Annotated in this window: 15 protein-coding genes and 1 pseudogene; 10 read left to right on the plus strand and 6 right to left on the minus strand. The window is 72.3% G+C overall.

What is annotated here, in order from left to right; translation table 11 throughout:
- Nucleotides 1-189: 189 nt before the first annotated feature.
- Nucleotides 190-1,461: an iron uptake transporter deferrochelatase/peroxidase subunit gene (gene efeB / locus CG740_RS32520; protein ID WP_100578902.1), complete on the minus strand. Its 1,272-nt coding sequence runs from the start codon at nt 1,459-1,461 to the stop codon at nt 190-192.
- A gap of 113 nt (nt 1,462-1,574) precedes the next feature.
- Nucleotides 1,575-3,707: an iron uptake transporter permease EfeU gene (gene efeU / locus CG740_RS32525; RefSeq protein ID WP_100578903.1), complete on the minus strand. Its 2,133-nt coding sequence runs from the start codon at nt 3,705-3,707 to the stop codon at nt 1,575-1,577.
- Between the two features lie 346 nt (nt 3,708-4,053).
- Between efeU and CG740_RS32530 the strand changes: the two genes are divergently transcribed.
- From CG740_RS32530 to CG740_RS32540, 3 genes are all read left to right on the plus strand, one after another.
- Nucleotides 4,054-4,866: a COG4705 family protein gene (locus tag CG740_RS32530; RefSeq protein WP_100578904.1), complete on the plus strand. Its 813-nt coding sequence runs from the start codon at nt 4,054-4,056 to the stop codon at nt 4,864-4,866.
- Between the two features lie 109 nt (nt 4,867-4,975).
- Nucleotides 4,976-5,371 carry a tetratricopeptide repeat protein gene (locus CG740_RS32535; protein ID WP_100578905.1) on the plus strand — a complete coding sequence of 132 codons (396 nt, stop codon included), beginning with the start codon at nt 4,976-4,978 and terminating at the stop codon, nt 5,369-5,371.
- 148 nt (nt 5,372-5,519) lie between these two features.
- Nucleotides 5,520-6,569, plus strand: coding sequence for a M4 family metallopeptidase (locus CG740_RS32540; RefSeq protein WP_100578906.1), 1,050 nt, complete (start codon nt 5,520-5,522; stop codon nt 6,567-6,569).
- Between the two features lie 22 nt (nt 6,570-6,591).
- Here the strand turns inward: CG740_RS32540 and CG740_RS32545 are convergent.
- The 3 genes and pseudogenes from CG740_RS32545 to CG740_RS32555 form a co-directional block, all read right to left on the minus strand.
- Nucleotides 6,592-7,089, minus strand: a pseudogene (locus CG740_RS32545) (MgtC/SapB family protein); the annotation flags it as partial.
- A gap of 245 nt (nt 7,090-7,334) precedes the next feature.
- Nucleotides 7,335-8,591 carry a phosphodiester glycosidase family protein gene (locus CG740_RS32550; protein WP_159030447.1) on the minus strand — a complete coding sequence of 419 codons (1,257 nt, stop codon included), beginning with the start codon at nt 8,589-8,591 and terminating at the stop codon, nt 7,335-7,337.
- A gap of 113 nt (nt 8,592-8,704) precedes the next feature.
- Nucleotides 8,705-9,223 carry a GNAT family N-acetyltransferase gene (locus CG740_RS32555; RefSeq protein ID WP_100578909.1) on the minus strand — a complete coding sequence of 173 codons (519 nt, stop codon included), beginning with the start codon at nt 9,221-9,223 and terminating at the stop codon, nt 8,705-8,707.
- 163 nt (nt 9,224-9,386) lie between these two features.
- Here CG740_RS32555 and CG740_RS32560 point away from each other — a divergent pair, with 163 nt between their 5' ends.
- The gene (locus tag CG740_RS32560; RefSeq protein ID WP_100578910.1) at nt 9,387-10,394 is read left to right on the plus strand and encodes an SDR family NAD(P)-dependent oxidoreductase; all 1,008 of its coding nucleotides are present in this window, start codon (nt 9,387-9,389) and stop codon (nt 10,392-10,394) included.
- A 6-nt stretch (nt 10,395-10,400) separates the two neighbouring features.
- Here CG740_RS32560 and CG740_RS32565 read toward each other — a convergent pair whose 3' ends face one another.
- Nucleotides 10,401-11,840, minus strand: a complete 1,440-nt coding sequence (locus CG740_RS32565; RefSeq protein ID WP_100578911.1) for a dihydrolipoyl dehydrogenase family protein — start codon at nt 11,838-11,840, stop codon at nt 10,401-10,403.
- Nucleotides 11,841-11,965: 125 nt separating this feature from the next.
- Here CG740_RS32565 and trxA point away from each other — a divergent pair, with 125 nt between their 5' ends.
- From trxA to CG740_RS32595, 6 genes are all read left to right on the plus strand, one after another.
- A complete protein-coding gene (gene trxA, locus CG740_RS32570; protein ID WP_100578912.1) occupies nt 11,966-12,355 on the plus strand; it encodes a thioredoxin in 390 nt (129 codons plus the stop codon).
- Nucleotides 12,356-12,659: 304 nt separating this feature from the next.
- The gene (locus CG740_RS32575) at nt 12,660-13,190 is read left to right on the plus strand and encodes a hypothetical protein (RefSeq protein WP_100578958.1); all 531 of its coding nucleotides are present in this window, start codon (nt 12,660-12,662) and stop codon (nt 13,188-13,190) included.
- Between the two features lie 565 nt (nt 13,191-13,755).
- Nucleotides 13,756-15,867 carry a hypothetical protein gene (locus CG740_RS32580; RefSeq protein ID WP_100578959.1) on the plus strand — a complete coding sequence of 704 codons (2,112 nt, stop codon included), beginning with the start codon at nt 13,756-13,758 and terminating at the stop codon, nt 15,865-15,867.
- Nucleotides 15,868-15,967: 100 nt separating this feature from the next.
- Nucleotides 15,968-17,506, plus strand: coding sequence for a GT4 family glycosyltransferase PelF (pelF, locus tag CG740_RS32585; RefSeq protein WP_100578913.1), 1,539 nt, complete (start codon nt 15,968-15,970; stop codon nt 17,504-17,506).
- Complete coding sequence (locus CG740_RS32590) at nt 17,503-18,891, plus strand: hypothetical protein (protein WP_100578914.1); 1,389 nt, start codon at nt 17,503-17,505, stop codon at nt 18,889-18,891. Before pelF ends, CG740_RS32590 begins: the two co-directional genes overlap by 4 nt.
- 106 nt (nt 18,892-18,997) lie before the next feature.
- The gene (locus CG740_RS32595; protein ID WP_100578915.1) at nt 18,998-19,999 is read left to right on the plus strand and encodes a GDP-mannose 4,6-dehydratase; all 1,002 of its coding nucleotides are present in this window, start codon (nt 18,998-19,000) and stop codon (nt 19,997-19,999) included.
- Nucleotides 20,000-20,015: the final 16 nt, after the last annotated feature.

A 20,015-nucleotide genomic window follows, 5' to 3' on the forward strand; every position in this document is an offset into this window, starting at 1 on the left:
GCCAACCTATTGCCTCGCGGGCCCGGCGTGCCGCGTTCACCGGAAGCGTCCCGCGCTACCGGTCGTCGCCGCAGGTGGACCCGCTGTCGCGGGGCAGTCCGTGCGCCCGGGGAGCTTGGTCGCGCCGGGCGCCACCGGGTGACCTGGAGCGGCCCCGTAACCCGGTCGGCCCCCCCGTCGGCCGCGCCCTCACCTCCCCAACAGCCCCCGTCCCAGCCAGTCGGAGGCGTCCCTCACGCCGGGGAGGGCGAAGAAGTAGCCGCCGCCCGTCGGGGATATGTAGTCGACGAGCGGCTCGTCGACGAGGCGTTCCTGAGTCGCCTCGAACTGGCGCTTCACGTCCTGCTGGTAGCAGCAGAAGACCAGGCCCATGTCGAGGTTGCCGACGTTGTCGATGCCCCGGTCGTAGTTGTAACCCCGGCGCAGGATGCGGGAGTTGTCGGTCGCGGCGGTCCTGGGGTTCGCCAGCCGGATGTGGGCGTCCAGCGGGATCGCGTTGCCCTGCGGGTCCTTGGCGTACTGGGGCGTGTCGGTCTCGACCGCGCCGTCCAGGGGCGCGCCCGTGTCCTTGCGGCGGCCGAACATCTTCTCCTGCTCGGTGAGCGAGACCCGGTCCCAGAATTCGACCAGCATGCGGATGACGCGGATCACCTGGTAGCTGCCGCCGACCGCCCAGGACGGCTCGCCCAGCGCGTTGCCGACCCAGATCAGCCGGTCGGTCTCGCGCGTGGACGTCACGTCCGGGTTGACGATGCCGTCCTTGAAGCCGAGCAGGTTGCGCTGGGCGCCCGTGGGGCGCGGCGCGTTCTGGAAGCCGTCGATGCGCCACTTGATCTGCATCGCGCCGCGGGTGTGGCGGGCGATGTCGCGCAGTGCGTGCAGCACCACGTCCTGGCGGGCGCCGCAGATCTGGAGCGAGAGGTCGCCGTGGCACTCGGCGGGGTTCAGGTTGTCGTTGGGGAAGGTCCGCATGGGCGTGAGGCGGAGCGGTTTGGCCTTGGCGAGGCCGTACCGGTCGTCGAAGAGGGAGGCGCCGACGCCCACGGTCACGGTCAGTTCGCCGGCGGGCACCACCGGGCCGAGGATGCCGTTGTCGGACGGCGGGGCGCCGACGCCGAGGTCGGCCGGTGCGCCGCCCGCCGTGAGGAAACGGGCCCGTTCGGTGATGGTCCGCAGCAGCTCGGCGAGGCCCTCGCGGCTGTCGGCGATGACGTCGAGCGCGGCGAAGGTCGCGGCCGCGGGCTGCGCGGTGAGGATGCCCGCCTGGTGGGCGCCGTGGAAGGGCACCGCGCCACCGTCGCCGGTGGCGGCCGCGTGCGCCTGCCCGGCGCCCGTCTGGCTGAGCGCGAACCCTCCGCCGGCCAGAGCGGCGCCGGCCGCGCCCGCGCCCAGGGCCGTCTTGACGAAGGAGCGCCGGCCGGCGGGGCAACCGCCTTGCGGGGCAGGGGATTCGGCGGACATGACGGGGTTCCCTTCGGGATGTGCGGGGGTCGGTGTGTGACGGCCGGCCGGTCGCCCGGGGCCCTCGGCGGGCGGATCGGGGTGCGGTTCGGGGCGCGGTTCGGGGCGCGGCATCAGGCGGACTTGCGGATCTCCAGGAGGTCCGGCACCGGGGCCAGGTCCTCCAGGAGCTGGCCGGTCGCGCCGTTCAGCCGCGCTCGCGCGATCGGGTCCAGCCGGCCGACCGGCGTCCAACTCCCGTCGTTGTGAGCGGAGTCGAGCAGTTTCTGCATCCGCGTGATGTCCCCGTCGACCACGGAGAGAAGCCGCGCGTCGCGTGCGGCCAGCAACGGGCGCAGGACGCCCAGGAGTTCACGCGTCCCGGCCAGGTTGGCGTCGGCGGTCGCGAGGGTGGTTCCGCTGCCCTGGTCGGCCTCGCCCGTCAGCTCGAACTGGAGGGTGTTCTCCAGGATCTCGTGGGTGCGCAGGGGCAGGTCTGCGGGATCGAAGTCCTGTGTGGGGAAGGCTTTTTGAAGACCTGTCACATCCATCGCGAGCTGAGCGGCCGGCGCCTTGAGGTCACTCGCCGACTCGCCGTGCCACAGGCCGTACTCGATGCGGTGGAAGCCGGTGAAGGCCTTGTCGTGCACGCCGTCGGGGAGTCCCGCGGTCCGGCCGTTGATCTTCTTGTCGAAGTCCTGGAACGTGCCGTAGGCGGCGCCGAGCGAGGCATACGTACGGTGTGCGGTGAGCCAGTCCGTGCGGGCGGCGTTCAGATCGCCGCCGGCCATGTCGTCGCTCAGCTGCTTCGTCTGCGCGACGAGGGTGCTCAGGCCCTGGTTCACGTACTGCTTGTACGCGGTGAGCGGTGCGGCCAGATCGGCCTCCGCGACCGGCACGACCGGCTTGGCCGCGCCGCCTCCGCTGACGCGTACGGCCGCCGAGGTGACGGCCTTTCCGCCGGTGGGCACACAGCGCCAGGCATAGGAGCCGCCCGCGACGGTGGCGACGAGGTCGCGCGTGGTGCCGGGCGCCAGGCCCTCGATCTCGCCGTACACCGCGTTGGTCGCCGGGTCGATGAGGTAGACCTCGGAGGCCTTGTCGCCGGTGTTGTGCATCTGGAAGGTCTGGCGCCCCGGCTTCGGTGCGGTGAACCCCTTGCCGCAGTCCCGCTCGGAGACGGAGACGGTCCCCGCGCCGGCCGGCTTGGACCCGCTCAGAGCCACGACCGCGCCCGCGACGACGGCGGGTACCGCGACCACCGCGGCCGGCACCAGCCAGACGGGCCGGCGCCGAGCCCGCACCCCCGACGGCCCGGGCACCGCGGCACCAGCACCAGCACCAGCACCAGCACCAGCACCAGCACCAGCACCAGCACCAGGCTCCGCCGCCACATCAGTGGCCGCACCGGCGGCCGCACCGGCGGCCGCAACAGTCTTGGCCGGCTTCGCCGTCGCGCCCCGTACGCCCCGCACGAACAGCGCCATCACCACACCCAGGTACCCGACGTAGGCGACGACCTGGAGCCACGTCATCGTCGGCGTCAGGTTGAACACGCCCTGAACCAGGGTGCTGTACCAGGCGGACGGGTCGATGCTCCGGCTCAGGTCGAAGGCGTACGCGGACTTGCCGGGCAGCACCCCGCCCTCCTGGAGGTCGCGCAGGCCGTAACCGAGGACGCCCGCGGCGACGACGATCAGGACCGCGCCCGTGGCGGTGAAGAACTTCGTGAGGTTGATCTTCAGGACCCGGCGGTACAGGCCCCAGCAGAGCCCCGTGGCGATGGCGATGCCGACCCCGGCGCCGATCATCGGGCCCGCCGACTCGCCGGCCGCCTGGGCCGTGGTCCACAGGAACAGGGCCGTCTCCAGGCCCTCCCGGCCCACCGCGAGGAACGAGGTCACGACGAGCATGCCCGCGCCCATGGCCAGTGCCCCGGTGACCTTCTCCTTGATCTCGCCGGCGAGCGTGCGCGCCGAGCGGCGCATCCAGAACACCATCGCCGTGACGAACGCGACCGCGATCACGCTGAGCGTGCCGCCGAACGCCTCCTGGGCCGTCGTCGGCATGTTGGCGGCCGAGAAGGTGAGCACCGCACCGAAGCTCATCGCGAGGGCGACCGCCGCGAGCACGCCCGTCCACACTTGCGGCAGGCGGGACTTGGCCTCGGCACGGACCAGCGTCGCGATCAGGATCGAGACGATCAGCCCACCTTCGAGTCCCTCCCTCAGTCCGATCAAGAAGCTTGGAAACGCGTCGTCCCACATGCCGTTCTCCCCAGCCCGCGAAGGCGTGCCTCGCCTCAGTTAGCGAAGGCATACCTTAGTCACGAAAGGCCCAGGTCGTCTACACGCATGTAGTCAAGGGACCTTCATGCGGGAGTCATCGCAGGTCAAACACCTGTGCGCGGGCTGTGCGCCGCGTCCACTCCCCGCCGGTCGCGCCCCCTCGACGGGCCACCCCCTCCCGCACTCTCCCCCATCTTCATCGTCTACAGTCACGTAGACATTCGCCGGGCCGCGATCAACGGCCGGCCGGACACAGTGGGCCCAACCATGCCCGGAATCAAGGCGGTTGAGGTCCGGGCGCGGCGCGCCGGGAGGGCGGGACGACATGGGGCAGCCCAGCAGCGAGGCGATGACGAGGCCGCTACCGGAGGGACGCACCCACCGGGCCGGCGGGCCGGCCGAGTCCGCCCTGAGCAAGGTGCCCGAGGTCACCGCGCTGTTCTGGATCGTCAAGGTGCTCACCACCGGCATGGGAGAGACGGCCTCGGACTACCTGGGCCGCACGCTCGGCCCGATCCCCGCCGGCGCCCTCGGCCTCGGCGGTCTCGTCGTCGCACTCGTGGCGCAGTTCCGCAGCGACCGGTACCGGCCGTGGACGTACTGGTCGGCGATCGTCATGGTCAGCGTGTTCGGCACCATGGCCGCCGATGTCGTGCACGTGATCGCGGGCATCCCGTACGCGGTCTCGACGGTGGCGTTCAGCGTGGCGCTCGCCGCGGTGTTCATCGCCTGGCAGCTGAGCGAGGGGACGCTGTCGATCCACAGCATCCGCACCCGACGCCGGGAGACCTTCTACTGGGCCACCGTGCTGGCCACCTTCGCCCTCGGCACCGCGGTCGGCGACCTCACGGCGGGCACGCTGCACCTCGGATACCTCGCGTCGGGCTTCCTCTTCGCCGCCCTGATCGCCGTGCCGGCGCTGGCCGGGCGCTACCTCGGGCTCAACGCGGTGGCCGCGTTCTGGTGGGCGTACGTCCTCACCCGGCCGCTCGGCGCCTCCTTCGCCGACTGGATGGGCGTGCCCACCAGCAGGGCCGGACTCGGCTGGGGCACCGGACCGGTCACGCTGGCCCTGATCGTCCCGATCGCGGCCCTGGTCGCCGTGCTGGCCCGCCGGCACAGGGCCGCCGCACGCTGAGCGGGCCCACCCCGCACGGTCGGGACATGGTGGTGGAATGTTCAACAACATACGTGTGTTGAGCGAGGCGCGAGGCTCCACCCCGGGGCCCGCGGAACAGGACGCACCCATGACCACCGCACGCGACGAAGTCACCGACAGCTACTACGAGTTCGGCACCGCGGCCGAGCGCTGGAGCCGGGCCCTGATGTTCTTCGAGGCCAAGGAGTACGTCACCGCCGCGGGCATCCTGACCGGCCTGGTCGCCGAGGTGCCCGAGCAGGTGGCCCCGCGCCTGCTCCTGGCCCGGGCCTACTACCACTCCGCCCAACTGGGGAAGGCCGAGGCCGAACTGCGGGCCGTACTCGTACGCGACCCGGTCGAGCAGTACGCCACGCTGATGCTGGGCCGCACCCTGGAGCGCCAGGGCCGCCCCGCCGAGGCGGCGCCGCATCTGCGGATGGCGGCCGCGATGGCGGGCGACTTCCCCGAGCCGGGGTCCGGTCCCGCGCACGCCGGAGCGTGAGCCCCACCCGCGCACGCGTGCTCACACGCGCCGACGGCCGATAGCACGGGCGCCCCTGATCGACCAGGGGCGCCCGTCGGACGTCACATTCAGGCCAACTCGACTGCGTGCAGTGACAGTTGCATCACGCTGTGCCACATTGCTGCGCATGAACAATCCCGCCGTTTTCTGCTCCGTCGTACCCCCTCACATCCTCGACCGGCTCGCCCAGCACGAGGACCCCGCCGTGTACGGGCCCGCGCGCCGCACCCTGGAGCACGACGCCCAGCTGCGCACCCAGCGCCGGATCACCACGGTCCGCGGCGCCGCCGCCCCCACCGGAACCCCGTCCGACCAGCCGGACCGCACCATCTACGACGCCGGGCACCAGGAGACGCTGCCCGGCACCAAGGTGCACGCCGAGAGCGACCAGCCCTCGACGGACGCCACCGTCAACCGCGCGCACGCCGGCCTGGGTGCCACGTTCGAGTTGTATCTCAAGGCGTACGGACGCCACTCCATCGACGACTCCGGGCTGCCGCTGACCGCGAGCGTGCACTACGGCGAGAAGTACGACAACGCCTTCTGGAACGGCGAGCAGATGGTGTTCGGCGACGGGGACGGGGAGCTGTTCCTCGACTTCACGCTGCCGGTCGACGTCATCGGCCACGAACTGACCCACGGCGTCACGCAGTACACCGCGAACCTCGACTACTTCGGCCAGTCGGGCGCGCTCAACGAGTCGGTGTCCGACGTGTTCGGCACGCTCATCAAGCAGTACGCCCTCGGCCAGAGCGCGGACCGGGCCGACTGGCTCATCGGCGCGGGACTGCTCGGCCCCGGCGTCCACGGTGCGGCGCTGCGCTCGATGAAGGCGCCCGGCACGGCGTACGACGACCCGCAGCTCGGCAAGGACCCGCAGCCGGGCGCGATGAAGGACTACGTCCGCACGAGCCGCGACAACGGCGGGGTGCACATCAACTCGGGCATCCCCAACCACGCCTTCTACCTGCTGGCCACCGCGCTCGGCGGCAACGCCTGGGAGCGGGCCGGAAAGATCTGGTACGCCACCCTCACCGGCGGCGAACTCGGCAAGGACGCCCAGTTCGCCGACTTCGCACGGCTCACCGCGGCGACCGCGCGCAGCCTCTACGGCGAGGGCGACGAGATCCAGGCGGTGCTCAAGGCCTGGTCCCAGGTCGGCGTGCCGGCAACCTGACGGACGGCCGGTCCACGACCGGCCGGTCGCATCCGGCGGGGGCCCGAGCCTCGTCCCGTACGTCCTCGACCTCGGAGGTCTCGGGGCCGCAGCGGGGCGCGGGCGCCCGGTCGAGCAGGCGGCCCGCGGGGCGCAGCAGCAGATGGACGGCGAGGACGGCCGCGGTGCCGATCAGCGCGAGGTCGAGCCGACCGGACGCGGCGAGGACCCCGAGCGCGGCCGAACACCACAGCGTGGCCGCGGTGTTGAGGCCGTGCACGGAGGCGCCGTCGCGCAGGATGACGCCGCCGCCGAGGAACCCGATGCCGGAGACGACGTAGGAGGCGACCCGGGTGGGGCTGGTCTCGTCGCCGACCGCCTCGCTGTAGAGCACGAAGAGGGTGGCCCCGGCGGCGACGAGGGCGTTGGTGCGCAGCCCCGCGGTCCGGGCCCGCCACTGGCGCTCGATGCCGATCAGTGCGCCGCAGCCGACGCCGACGGCGAGCCGCAGGGCGAAGTCGAAGGTGGTGAGGGTGGACATGGGAACTCCTCTCACCCGGCCGCGGGCGGCCGGACGTGCCGGCCTCGCGGCACGCCGAGGGGCGCTACCGGGGGCCGCGGGGGTGCGGGGACAGGGGGTCGCGCGTCCGATGCCGGTCCGCGCCTTCGCGACTTCGTTCCATGTCCTCACCCCCTCGGCCTGGTTCCCGGGCGGTCTCTCCGTCCTGGCCCGTCGACCGTAACCCCTACTTGCACATCCATGCAAGTAGGGGCGCGGTCACCCGGTCACTTCGCGTACACCGCCACGAAATCCCTGGTCGCCTGGTTGTAGTAGCGCTCCGGCGGGTTGTCGAAGTCGAGGATGTTGGTGGGCGTGGGGTTGGCCGGGTTCTTCGTGGGGTCGTAGCTCATGAAGGAGGGCCAGGCACGGTTCATGTCGAGCGGCATCGCGCGCACGGCGCCCGCCTGCTGCATGAGTTCGGCGAGGGTGCGGGCCGTGAGGGCCTGGCCGACGACCATGATGACGTCGCCCTGCGCGGTCACCCCGACGCCCGAACGCTCGACGAACATGCGGCTCTGGTCGGTGGCGCCCCACTTGGAGTCGACGTCGATGTCGGGCACGACCTTGCCGCCGTCCACCATCAGGTCGAGGCACTGGCGCACGCCGACCACGTCACGCGTCATGCTCATGTCGCGCCCCCACTGGCCGATTCTGATCGACCCGTCCCGGTAGAAGACCTCCGACGCCGCCCCGTCGCGCAGCTGCCCCGCCGTCTCGCCGTCGAGGTAGAAGCCGCCGCGCGAGCCGCCGTCGGTGACCTTGAAGCCGCCGTTCCAGGTCGCGAGGAGGCCGGTGCGGCTGCCCTCCGGGACATTGGGCGGGACGGAGAAGCTGCCGCCGGGTTCACGCACCCCCGGGTGCAGTTCGAAGCGCGCCTTCCTGCCGCTGATCCACGCGATCGCCGCCTGGTACGAGGTGTGGTCGGCGTCGGGCCTCACATACGTCCCCTGCACCACGGGGTCGCCGTGGGCGGCGCTGAGCACCCGCCACACCCCCTCACCCGGCAGCGCCGGGCTGACCAGCGGCCGCATCGGGGCGCGCAGCGGCACGTTCTGGTGGTGGACCGGTACGGGCGGGGCCGTCGCCCGCATCCGGGCCAGCGCCGCGCTCGGCAGGGAGCCGCCGACCTGCGGGGGGTCGAGTTCGTAGTGCAGGTTCTCCAGCTTGTCCACGACCACGCCCAGCTCGTGTTCGCGGGCCCACCCGGCGAGGCGGGCCGCCGTGCTGTCGTCGCCGGGGTAGGTCAGCGCCTCGCCCACCGAGTAGCCGACCGCGCCGACGCACAGCAGGCACACCGCGAGCGCGCCCCGGGTGGCCAGCTTGCGCCGTTTGAGTTGATGAGCCGTCAGATCACTGCGCGCCTTCCAGGGCAGCCGGCGACGCCGACCGACCGCTGTCGCGCCGCTGGGCGGCGCCACGCCCGGTCCGCTCCGGTCGCCCCGCACACCGCTGTCTCCCGGCTGTCCCGCACTCTCCGCCATGTCGCCCTCTCCCGGCCGTCTCGGAGCCCCGCGGCCCCATCGCGCGGAGGGCCTGCTCCGGCACGGCGGCAGTCGCGGATGGCCTGCCATGCCGATTCATAACGCAAGAGGGCTTATCCGGCATATCGACCGGAGGCAACCGGATGACCGCGGTCACCCACGGGGAGTTCGAGCTCCGGCCGGTCCCACATCACCGCGGGCGGGTCGGCCGGCACGACGCCGATCCGGTGCGCGCCCACCCCGAGGTAGAAGCCCTCGGCGGGCGGGTGCGAGACGATCCGCACCCGGTCGAGGCCCGCGGCGCGCGCCCGCTCCTTCAGATGGGCCACCAGGAGCCGGCCGACGCCGTACCCCTGGGCGTCGTTCGCGACGAACAGCAGATCCAGCTCGGGCGGGGTCAGGAGCAGGGCGTAGAAGCCGAGCACCCGGCCGTCCTGGCCGCTCGCCACATGGACCTCGTGGGTCTCGATGTAGTCGGGCCCCACCCGGTAGCCGTCCACCATCGGCGCGTACGGGCCCTCGTAGGCGCGGGATCCGCGCACCAGACGGGTCAGCCGCTTGGCGTCGCGCGCGGTCGCGCGCCGGATGCCGACGCCGCCTCCCGCCCCGGGCGTCGTAATACGTGGGGTCATACAGGGAGTATTACGCACGGTCGATGCCCCTCCTGCCCCGGCCCATCGCCGCGCCCCGCACGGGAAGGCCGGCCGGTGGGCGACGGCACCCCGGCGATCGTCAACCGACGTACGCACAGGGCGAGTTGACTGAGAGTGCACTTCAACTCGTAGCGTCGCCGGCATGACCACATCCGAGCAGCACACCCCTCAGCACAGCATCGGCTCGGGCTTCGGGGCCCGCAGCACCACCGCGGACGTACTGGCCGGGACCGACCTCGCCGGAAAGCTGGCGGTCGTCACCGGCGGCTACTCCGGGATCGGCCTGGCGACGACCCGCGCACTGGCCGGTGCGGGCGCCCATGTCGTCGTTCCCTCCCGGCGGCCCGACGTGGCCCGAGCGGCGGTCGCGGACATCGCGGGCGCGGAGGTCGACCCGCTCGACCTCGCCGACCTCGACAGTGTGCGCGCCTTCGCCGACCGCTTCCTCGCCTCCGGCCGCACCATCGACGTCCTGGTCGACAGCGCCGGCGTGATGGCCTGCCCCGAGACCCGGGTCGGACCGGGCTGGGAGGCCCAGTTCGCCACCAACCACCTCGGGCACTACGCCCTGGTCAACCGGCTGTGGCCGGCCCTCGCCGAGGGCGGCGCCCGGGTCGTGGCCGTCTCCTCGCGGGGCCACCAGCTCTCCGCCATCCGCTGGGACGACCCGCACTTCCGCCTCGGCTACGAGAAGTGGCAGGCATACGGTCAGGCCAAGACCGCCAACGTGCTGTTCGCCGTGCACCTCGACCGGCTCGGCCGGGACGCGGGCGTGCGCGCGTTCGCGGTGCACCCCGGCGAGATCAACACCCCGCTGGTGCGCCATGTCTCCGAGGAGGAACGGCTCGCGGCGGGCTGGGTGGACGCCAAGGGCAACTGGTCGCTCGACTTCAAGACCCCCGAGCAGGGCGCCGCCACCCAGGTGTGGGCGGCGACCTCGCCGCGGCTCACGGGCCTCGGCGGTGTCTACTGCGAGGACTGCGACATCGCGGAACTCGTGACGGCGGGCGCGAACGGGGTCACCGACGGCGAGCTGGACGCGAGCGCGCTCACCGCCGGTGTGCGCGCGCACGCGACCGACCCCGGACAGGCCGCCCGCCTCTGGGCGCTCTCGGCGGAGCTGACCGGCGTCGACGCGTTCGCGGCGTAGTTCCGCTCAGCCCCGGTACGTCTCCAGGAGGCGCAGCCACACCTCGCTGATCGTCGGGTACGAGGGAACGGCGTGCCACAGGCGCTCCAGGGGGACCTCGCCGGCGATGGCGACCGTCGCCGAGTGGATCAGCTCGCCGACACCGGGTCCGACGAAGGTGACGCCGAGCACGACACCCCGGTCCTCGTCGACGACCATGCGCGCCTTGCCCGTATAGCCGTCGGCGTAGAGCCCGGCGCCCGCGACGCCGCTCATGTCGTAGTCGACCGCCCGCACCCGGCGGCCCGCGGCCTGCGCCTCGGCGAGGGTGAGCCCGGCGGACGCGGCCTCCGGGTCGGTGAAGACGACCTGGGGCACGGCCGCGTGGTCGGCGGTCGCCGCGTGGGCGCCCCAGGGGTCGCTCTCCAGGACCGGGGTCCCCGCGGCGCGGGCCGCGATGGCCGCGCCGGAGATCCTGGCCTGGTACTTGCCCTGGTGGGTCAGGAGCGCCCGGTGGTTCACATCGCCGACCGCGTACAGCCAGTCGCTGCCCTCCACGCGACAGGAGTCGTCGACGTGCAGCCAGGTGCCGGGGTCGAGGCCGATGGTCTCCAGGCCGATGTCGTCGGTGCGGGGGGCGCGGCCGGTGGCGAAGAGGATCTCGTCGGCCTCGATGCGCTCGTCGCCCTCGGGGCCGCGCACCGAGACCGTCACCGCGCCGGTCGCCACATTGCGGACGACGTCCGTGACCGAGGTGCGGGTGCGCAGCTCGGCGCCCGCCTCGCGCAGGGCGTCGGCGACCAGTTCCCCGGCGAACGGCTCCATCTTCGGGAGCAGCCCGTCGCCGCGCACCAGGACGGTGACCCGGGAGCCCAGCGCCTGCCAGGCGGTGGCCATCTCGACGGCCACCACTCCCCCGCCGACCACCACGAGCCGGCCCGGCGCCCGCTGCGCGCTGGTGGCCTCGCGGCTGGTCCAGGGGTTCACGTCGGCCAGGCCCGGAAGGTCGGGGAGCTGGGCGCGGCTGCCGGTGCACACGGCGACGGCGTGCCGTGCGGTGAGGACGTGGTGCTCGCCCTCGGGGCTGGTGACGCTGACCTTGCGGGTGCCGTACAGGCGCCCGTGGCCGCGGTAGAGGTGGACGCCGATGCCGTCGAGCCATTCGACCTGGCCGTCGTCCTTCCAGTGGGAGGTGTAGTCGTCGCGGTGTTCGAGCACGGCCTGGACGTCCAGCGGCCCCTGTACCGACTGGCGCAGCCCCGGCACCCTGCGGGCCTCGGCCCGCGCGACCACCGGGCGCAGCAGGGCCTTGCTGGGCATGCAGGCCCAGTACGAGCACTCGCCCCCGACCAGTTCGCTCTCCACCACCGCACAGCTCAGGCCGGCCGCCCGCACCCGGTCGGCGACGTTCTCGCCCACCGGTCCCGCACCCAGCACCACCACGTCGTATTCCTCGGCTTCGGTCATACGCACAGTCTGGTGCCCGGTGTACTCCGTGGCCACAGGGGCACCCGCCAAGGATGGAATACCGCGTCGGCGCACGCGGTTGTGCGAGACGGTCCCACCCCCGGGGCCGGGAAGAGGTGTGAGTGATGGCCACTGTCGAGCTGACCAAAGAGAACTTCGACTCGGTCGTGTCCGACAACGGGTTCGTGCTGATCGACTTCTGGGCGTCGTGGTGCGGCCCGTGCCGCCAGTTCGCCCCGGTGTACGAGGCCGCGTCCGAGCGCCATGACGACCTCGTCTTCGCGAAGGTGGACACCGAGGCCCAGCAGGAGCTGGCGCAGGCCTTCGACATCCGGTCGATCCCGACGCTCATGATCGTCCGCGACAACGTGGCGGTCTTCGCCCAGCCGGGCGCGCTGCCCGAGGCGGCCCTGGAGGACGTCATCGGCCAGGCCCGCGGCCTGGACATGGACGAGGTCCGCAAGTCGGTCGAGGCGGCACAGCAGCAGGCGCAGCAGACCCCGCCGCAGAACTGAGCCCGCCGGCCGCAGGGCCCCTCTCGTGGCGCACGGCCCCCTCCCCTCGCGGGGCAGGGGGCCGTGGCGCGTCCGGGGACGGAATGCGCCATTGCTGCGCGCGCCGAGGAGCATCGATTATCGGTCAGGCGTTCGGCCGCAACCGAGGGGCACTCCCCCTCCGGGCTGCGACCGGTTTGGCGTCAAGATGCCAACTGGCGTCATTCAACGGCCAGTTCATGCCTGCCGGGTTCTGGCCAGCGAGGTCCCCGCATGGTGAGGATCCGGCGGACGTTGCGTGTTCTTCCTCCTACTCTCCGTCCTCATGCGAATCACACACCTGAGGCGTTTCGGCCTCGCCGCCGCCCTTGCCTCCTCCCTCGCCCTGTTCGGCATGGGCCAGTCCGCAAGTGCCGCCACCCCGGACGTGAGCTTCAGCGCGGACGCGACGACGGCCAAGCCCGGCAGCACGGTCAACCTGAGCATGACCTTCACGAACAACCAGACCACCGACGTGTGGTTCGTCTACCAGTCGGTGCAGCCGACCTGGGCGACCACCCAGCGCCCCGACCTCAAGTACACGCTCGCCTCGTGTTCCGGCACCGGCGTGACCTGCACCGGCACCGGCACCACCACGCTCGGGGTGAACTACTCCGTGCCCGTGGCGCCCGGCACCAGCCGCACCGTCACCATCCCGGTCCAGGTGGCCGCGGACTCCGGCTGCAACGGCAACATCGCGTTCTACTCGTACGTCTACTACGAGTTCAACGACAGCCAGAGCCACCAGGACGGCACCTTCAACTCCCCGACGCTGCGGGTCAACTGCGCCACTCCCGCCCCGGCAGCCGTCCACTAGCACCGGACCGGTCGCCCGCAGCCGCGGCCCACGTTCGCCGGTCGGCCCATCCCCCCGGGTCGGCCGGTTTCGTGTGTCCGGAAATGAGCGCCGACGGCAGGGATTCGAGCGGATGTTTCGCTCGTGTGGCCGAAAACCGTATACGTCCCGGAACGCCTGGTTGTCTGGACCATTGATGGTTTGCGCCCGCGTGCGCCCCCTGCACCGAAAGCGGTTACCCCGCCCGACTGCTCCGATTTTCCGGGCCCGGCGGCTACCGGCGCGACGGACCGGAATCGCTCACACCGGATCGTGCACCGGCCTGCGCCCCATCACGTCGGCCACATTTTTTCGTCATGTTTCACAGTAGCCACTCGAAAACTCCCCGAAGACCCGCACTATGTGACGCGTCAGAGCGGAACGGCAGGCCCTCCTCATCGGGGCGCGGCCGTTGCGCCGTGGGCGGGGTCCGCACAGGCAGGGGAGCCGAACGGACCTCCAGGGGAGGGGACTTCACCGCGTGAAGCGGAATACGCACCGCAGCAGACATCTGACCGGCCTGGCCGCAGGCACGGTTCTGCTCGCCATGGGCCTGCCGGCGGCGCCGGCGTACTCGGCGACGCCCGCGCCGCGCGTCGACCTCAAGGTTCTGGTCGTGTCGGACGGCGGACCCGCCACCGACGCCATCACCGCCGAGCTCGACGGCGAGGGCACTCCGTACACCGAGGTCGATCTGACGCGGTCCGGCCGCCCCGTGATCGACCAGGCGTTCCTCGCCGACACCGTGAACGGCGCGCCCCGGGCCAAGTTCCAGGCCGTGGTGCTGCCGAACGACAACCCCTTCCCGACCGGCTCGGCGGAGATGGCCGCGCTCTCCGCGTACGAGAAGACGTATGCGATACCCCAGGTCGACGCCTACACCTACGCGCGCCCCCAGGTCGGCCTCCAGCCGGCCGCCACGAGCGGCTACAGCGGCTCGGTGGACGGCATCAAGGCCCAGGTGACCGCCGCGGGCCGCAGCACCGGGCCGTTCGGCTACCTCAACGGGAGCGTGCCGTTCGAGGACAACTCGCCCTCGGTGGGCGAGAGTTACGCCTTCCTCTCGCAGCCGGCCGCCGGCGCGGACTTCACGAGCTACGTCGAGGCTCCGATACCCGGCAAGTCCGGCAACGGCAGCCTCGTCGGCGAGTACCGCCACGACGGGCGCCGGGAGCTGGTCGTCACCTTCGCGTACAACCAGTACCAGCAGCAGTTCAAGCTGCTCGCCCGGGGCATCGTCGACTGGATGACGCAGAACGTCCGGCTCGGCGCCTCCCGGAACTACTTCGCGGTCCACGTGGACGACGTCTTCGCCGGTGACGACCGGTGGGACTCCACCCTCAACTGCACGCCGGGCGACGTGGACTGCCCGCCCGGGCAGGGCGTCGAGGACTCGATCCGGATGACCCCGGCCGATGTGCAGAACGCCGTGGCCTGGGAGAAGTCCCGCGGCTTCACGCTCGACCTCGCCTACAACGGCGGCGGCAGCGTCGAGTACCGCGAGAACCACAACGGCGCCGATGAGCTGGCCGACGCGTTCGTCGCGGCCAAGAGCGACTTCCGCTGGATCAACCACACCTACGACCACGCCTTCCTGGGCTGCGAGCAGAACGTCACGGTCGTGCCGTGGAAGTGCGCGACCAACCCGGACGGCTCCACCAAGTACGTCAGCCAGTCGGAGATATCCAAGGAGATATCCGACAACCAGCAGTGGGCCCAGGGCGTCGGGCTTCCGGTCGAGTCCGACGAGCTGGTCACCGGAGAGCACTCCGGCATGAAGCTCCTGCCCCAACAGCCGCAGGACAATCCCTACTTGGCCCCCTCGCTCACCACCAACAGGATCTCGTGGCTGGGCGCCGACATGTCGCGCGACCCCGTGCAGCGCCAGGTCGGCCCGGCGCTCACCGTCGCCCGCTACCCGATCAACATCTTCTACAACGCGGGCCACGCCTCCGAGCAGGTCGACGAGTACAACTGGATCTACACCAGCCGCACCCAGGGCGGCAGCGGCCTGTGCGACGACCTCCCGAACACCACGTGTCTGCCCGCGCCGCTCGACCCGGCCACCGGATACACCGGCCACATCGTGCCCCTGGAGACCCAGGTCGCCCTCGGCCATGTGCTCGGCAACGACCCCCGGCCGCACTTCATCCACCAGTCCAACCTCGCCGAGGACCGGATCGGCTACCCCGTGCTCGACGGGGTGCTCGGCCAGTACAAGGCGCTGTACGCGCCCAGTGCGCCGCTGGTGAACCTGCGGATGAAGGACATCGGCGCCGAGCTGCGCAACCGGGGCGCCTGGAACACGGCGGTCAAGGCCGGCCAGGTCACCGCGTACCGGATCGGCGACAGCGTGACCGTGCAGGCCCCCTCGGGCGTGGCCGTCACCGCGACGATGCCGAACGGCACCGGCCAGGTCCTGGGCAGCGGCACCACCGCGTTCGGCCAGGCCTATGCCGGGAGCGTGTCCGGCTGGGTGTCGCCGCAGTCCGGGCAGAGCAGCGTCGCCCTGTCCCTGGCTCCGGCTCCGGCCAGAGCCCTGGCCCCGCAGTCCCACCCCGCGTCGTCCGCCGCGCGCGTGACCCCGGGGAGCGCACCGCGCACGCCGGTCCCCGCCGGTCTCACCAAGCCGGTCCCGTACAGCGCCGAGCGGCGCTGACACCGGTCCGCTCCAGCTCCGACGGTCCGCCGCCCCCGCGGCGGCGGACCGCCGGGCCGCATTCACCACCCACCGCTCTCTTCAGCCGCGGAGCGCATGCATGCACGTACCACACCGCGCGCCGCGCTCCGGCGCGGCGCGGGTCACCCTGCTCACCGAGGGCACCTATCCGCACAGCCACGGCGGGGTGAGCGTCTGGTGCGACCAGCTCGTCACCGGAATGCCCGACATCGACTTCGACATCATCGCGGTCACCGGTACCGGACGCGAAGCCACCGTCTGGGACCTCCCGCCGCACGCCTCCGAGGCCGTCTCGGTCCCCATGTGGGGCCCGGCGCCCGCAGGTTCGGCCCCGCGCGGCCGACAGGAACGGCGCCTCATGGCAGCCTACGAACGCTTTCTGACCGCCCTGCTCGACCCCTCGGCCGAGGACGGCTTCGGGCCGGCCCTCTACGAGATGGCCCGGGCCGCCCGCGACGGGCAGCTCAGCCCCGCCCTGCGCGGGGACGCGGCGATCCGGGTCCTGACCGAGGTGTGGAACCGCCCGGGGCTCGCGGTCCGCGAGGCCCGGCCGACGCTGCACGACGCGGTCACCGCGACCGGGCTCCTGGAGCACGCGCTGCGGCCGCTCGCCGCGGCCCCGCCGACCCAGGGCGTCTCGCACGCGGTGAGCGGCGGAGTGGCCGTACTACCGGGTCTGGTGGGCGCCGAACTCCACGGCGTACCAATGCTGTTGACCGAGCACGGCGTCTATCTGCGCGAGCGCTACCTGGGCTACCGCACCGCCCCCTACCGCTGGCCGGTCAAGGCCGTGCTGCTCGGCTTCTTCCGGCTGCTCGCCGAGGAAACGTACCGCCGGGCCGCGCTGATCACACCGGGCAACCAGTACAACCGGCTGTGGGAGGAGCAGGGCGGGGCCGATCCCCAGCTCATACGCACCGTCTACAACGGGGTCGACCCGGCGGCGTTCCCGCCCGCCGGACCGGAACCTTCCGCCCCGACTCTCAGCTGGGCCGGTCGAGTCGACCCGATCAAGGACCTGGAGACCCTCATCCGCGCCTTCGCCAAGGTGCGGGCCGAGCTGCCCGAGGCCACCCTGCGCCTGTTCGGCGGCACGCCCCGGGGCGGCGAGGCCTACCGGGAGCGCTGCGAGGCGCTCGCCCAGTCGCTCGACCAGGGCGGGGCGGTCACCTTCGAGGGCCGCGTCGAGGACATCAGGGACGCCTACGCCGCGGGCAACGTGGTCATGCTGTCCAGCATCAGCGAGGGGTTCCCGTTCACCCTCATCGAGGCGATGAGCTGCGGCCGGGCCACCGTCTCCACGGATGTGGGCGGGGTGCGCGAGGCGGTCGGCGAGACCGGACTCGTGGTGCCGCCGCGCGATCCGGCCGCGATGGCCGCGGCGGCCCTGGAACTCCTGGGGGACCCGGCTCGCCGGGCCGCGATGGGGGAAGCGGCACGGTTGCGCGTCGTCGAGCAGTTCACGCTGCGCCAGACCGTCGACACCTTCCGGGCCATCTATCTGGAACTCTCCGCACGCGACCGGCTCGTCCCGGCACGGCGAAGAGCCGGCCACGAGGACGCCACCATGGCACTGCGCCTGGTGAGGGCCGATGAGCTGAGCCGGGTGGCGGGGTGAGCGGGCCCATCCGTCTGGGGCCGCCCGACGGCCGCGACGACACGCTGACGCTGCGGCTCGCCACCGAGTCGACGATGACGCTCCGCCTGCCGGGCCGCCGGTCCGCGCGGTGGGGCAAGGACGCGGCGGTGGACCGCCTCGCCGCCGAACTCGCCGAGCAGATAGGGCCCGCCGTCCACGCCTACGAGGTCGCGGCGGTCCTGGAGTCAGAGGGCCTGACGGCCCAGCAGATCGCGGACGAGTACGGCCACCGCAATCTGTTCGCACTGGCCGAGGATCTGTACCGGCGGGTGCCGCGCAGCTTCCCCGAGCCGCCCGCGGCCGCCGACCCCTGGAAGCCCGACCCGGTGCGCTGCGGGCTGCGCGGCGCGCTGTTCGCGCTGCCCGGACTCGCCTATCCCCTCACCGCCCGGCTGTGGCAGAGCGACCGGGCGGTGCTCGCCCTGATCGTGGCCGGTCTGATCTCGTGGGCCTGGGGGCAGGGGCTCGGCCACCGCGCCTATCTGCGGATGGCCTCGGGCCGGGCCGAGGCGGCCCGCACGCTGATGGCGGGAGCGCCGCTCGGCGCGCTGCTCGCCTTCGTCACGGGCCTGGCGATCGCGGGGCCGAGCCCGGCCGCGTTCTTCGTGGCGGGCCAGTCCTGCTACCTCGCGGCGGCCGGGATCCTGCTGGTCCTTGCCCGCGAACGGCTCCTGCTCGGCGCGCTCGCCCCGCTGATGGTGGGGGCCGCCGCGCTGCCGTTCCGGGAACCGGGCGCACCGCTGCGGATCGGGATCAGCGTGTTCACGCTCGTCCTGGTGGTCGCGACCGCCGCCTACTGTCTGCGCCAGGCCCTGAAGCTGCAGCCCGCGTCGGCCCCGGTGCGACCGCCGCTCGCGGCCTCGCTCCCGTACGGTCTGTTCGGGCTCGCGGCGGGGGTGCTGGTGGCCTTCGCCGGACAGCAGCATCCGCTCGCGGTGATCGCGCTGACGCTCAGCATGGGCCCCGCCGAATGGCTGCTCTACCGCTACCGGGGCCTGTCGGTCGCGGCGCTGCGGGCGACGGCCACCCCGGCCGCCTTCCGCCGGCGCTCTGCCGCCGTGCTCGGGGGCTGCCTCCTCGTCTACCTGCTGCCGCTGATCCCCGCGGCGCTGCTCACCGGCGCCGAACCCGCGCCCCTGCTCGCGCTCGCCGCACTGCTGTGGACGGCGCTGCTGCTCCAGGCGTTCGGCATCGCCTGGATCCCGGCCGCCGTCAGCCTCGCGGCGGCGACCGGGATCGCGTCGGCGGCCCTGGCCGCGCCGCCGCCGGGGCCGCTCACCGAGCTCCTCTGTTGTACGGCCGCCGCCCTGGCCCTGACGGGCACCACCCTGCACCTGCTCGGGCGGCCCACCGCACACGCCTGACCCCGGCACCACGGCCCCCGACCGGCGCACCAGCCGGACCAAGGGCCTCACACACCGCACCCGAACGATCACCACACGTACCGAACCACCTTGAGAGGAGCGGCAGTTGTCCTCCGCACCGCTTGTCGCCGTCACCGGAGCCGAAGGCTTCATCGGATCCCACCTCACCGAGGCCCTCGTCGCCTCGGGGCACCGGGTCCGCGCGATGGCCCAGTACAACTCGTTCTCGTCCTACGGCTGGCTGGAGACCCTGTCCCCCGACGTCCTGGACCAGGTGGACATCGTCCTCGGCGATGTCCGCGACCCGGGCTCGGTGCGCGGTCTGGTCGAAGGGGCCGAAGCCGTCTACCACTTGGCTGCCCTGATCGCGATCCCGTATTCCTACCAGGCCCCGCACAGCTACGTGGACACCAACATCACGGGCACGCTCAACGTCCTGGAGGCGGTCCGCGCCCTCGGCACGCCGCGCCTGGTGCACACCTCGACCAGCGAGACGTACGGCACCGCGCAGACCGTGCCGATCACCGAGGACCACCCCATCAACACCCAGTCCCCGTACGCCGCTTCGAAGGCCGGCGGGGACCGGCTCGCGGACAGCTACTTCGCGAGCTTCGCCACTCCGGTGGTCACGCTGCGGCCGTTCAACACCTACGGTCCGCGCCAGTCGATGCGGGCCGTGATCCCCACGGTGATCGGCCAGGTCGCGGCGGGCGAGCGCACCATCACGCTCGGCGATCTGCGCCCCACCCGGGACTTCACGTTCGCCGCCGACACCGCGCGGGCCTTCCTCGCGGTCGGCACCGCCCCCGCCGAGCAGGTCGTGGGGCGCACGTTCAACGCCGGTACCGGCACCGAGATCTCGGTCGGGGACCTGGTGCGGCTCATCGGCAAGGTCATGGGCGCCGAGCTCGACGTCCGCGAGGACGAGCAGCGCATCAGACCCGCCAACTCCGAAGTGATGCGTCTGGTGGCGGACGCGAGCCGGCTCACCGAGGCCACCGGCTGGCAGCCGGGGTTCGGCCTGGAGTCGGGCCTTGAGCGGACCGCGGAGTTCTTCCGCGACCCGGGCAACCTCGCGCGTTACAAGACCGGCATCTACAACATCTGACTCTGCAGTCCCCACT

This window comes from Streptomyces sp. CB01201 (genome assembly GCF_002803085.1).
GTDB lineage: Bacteria > Actinomycetota > Actinomycetes > Streptomycetales > Streptomycetaceae > Streptomyces > Streptomyces hundungensis.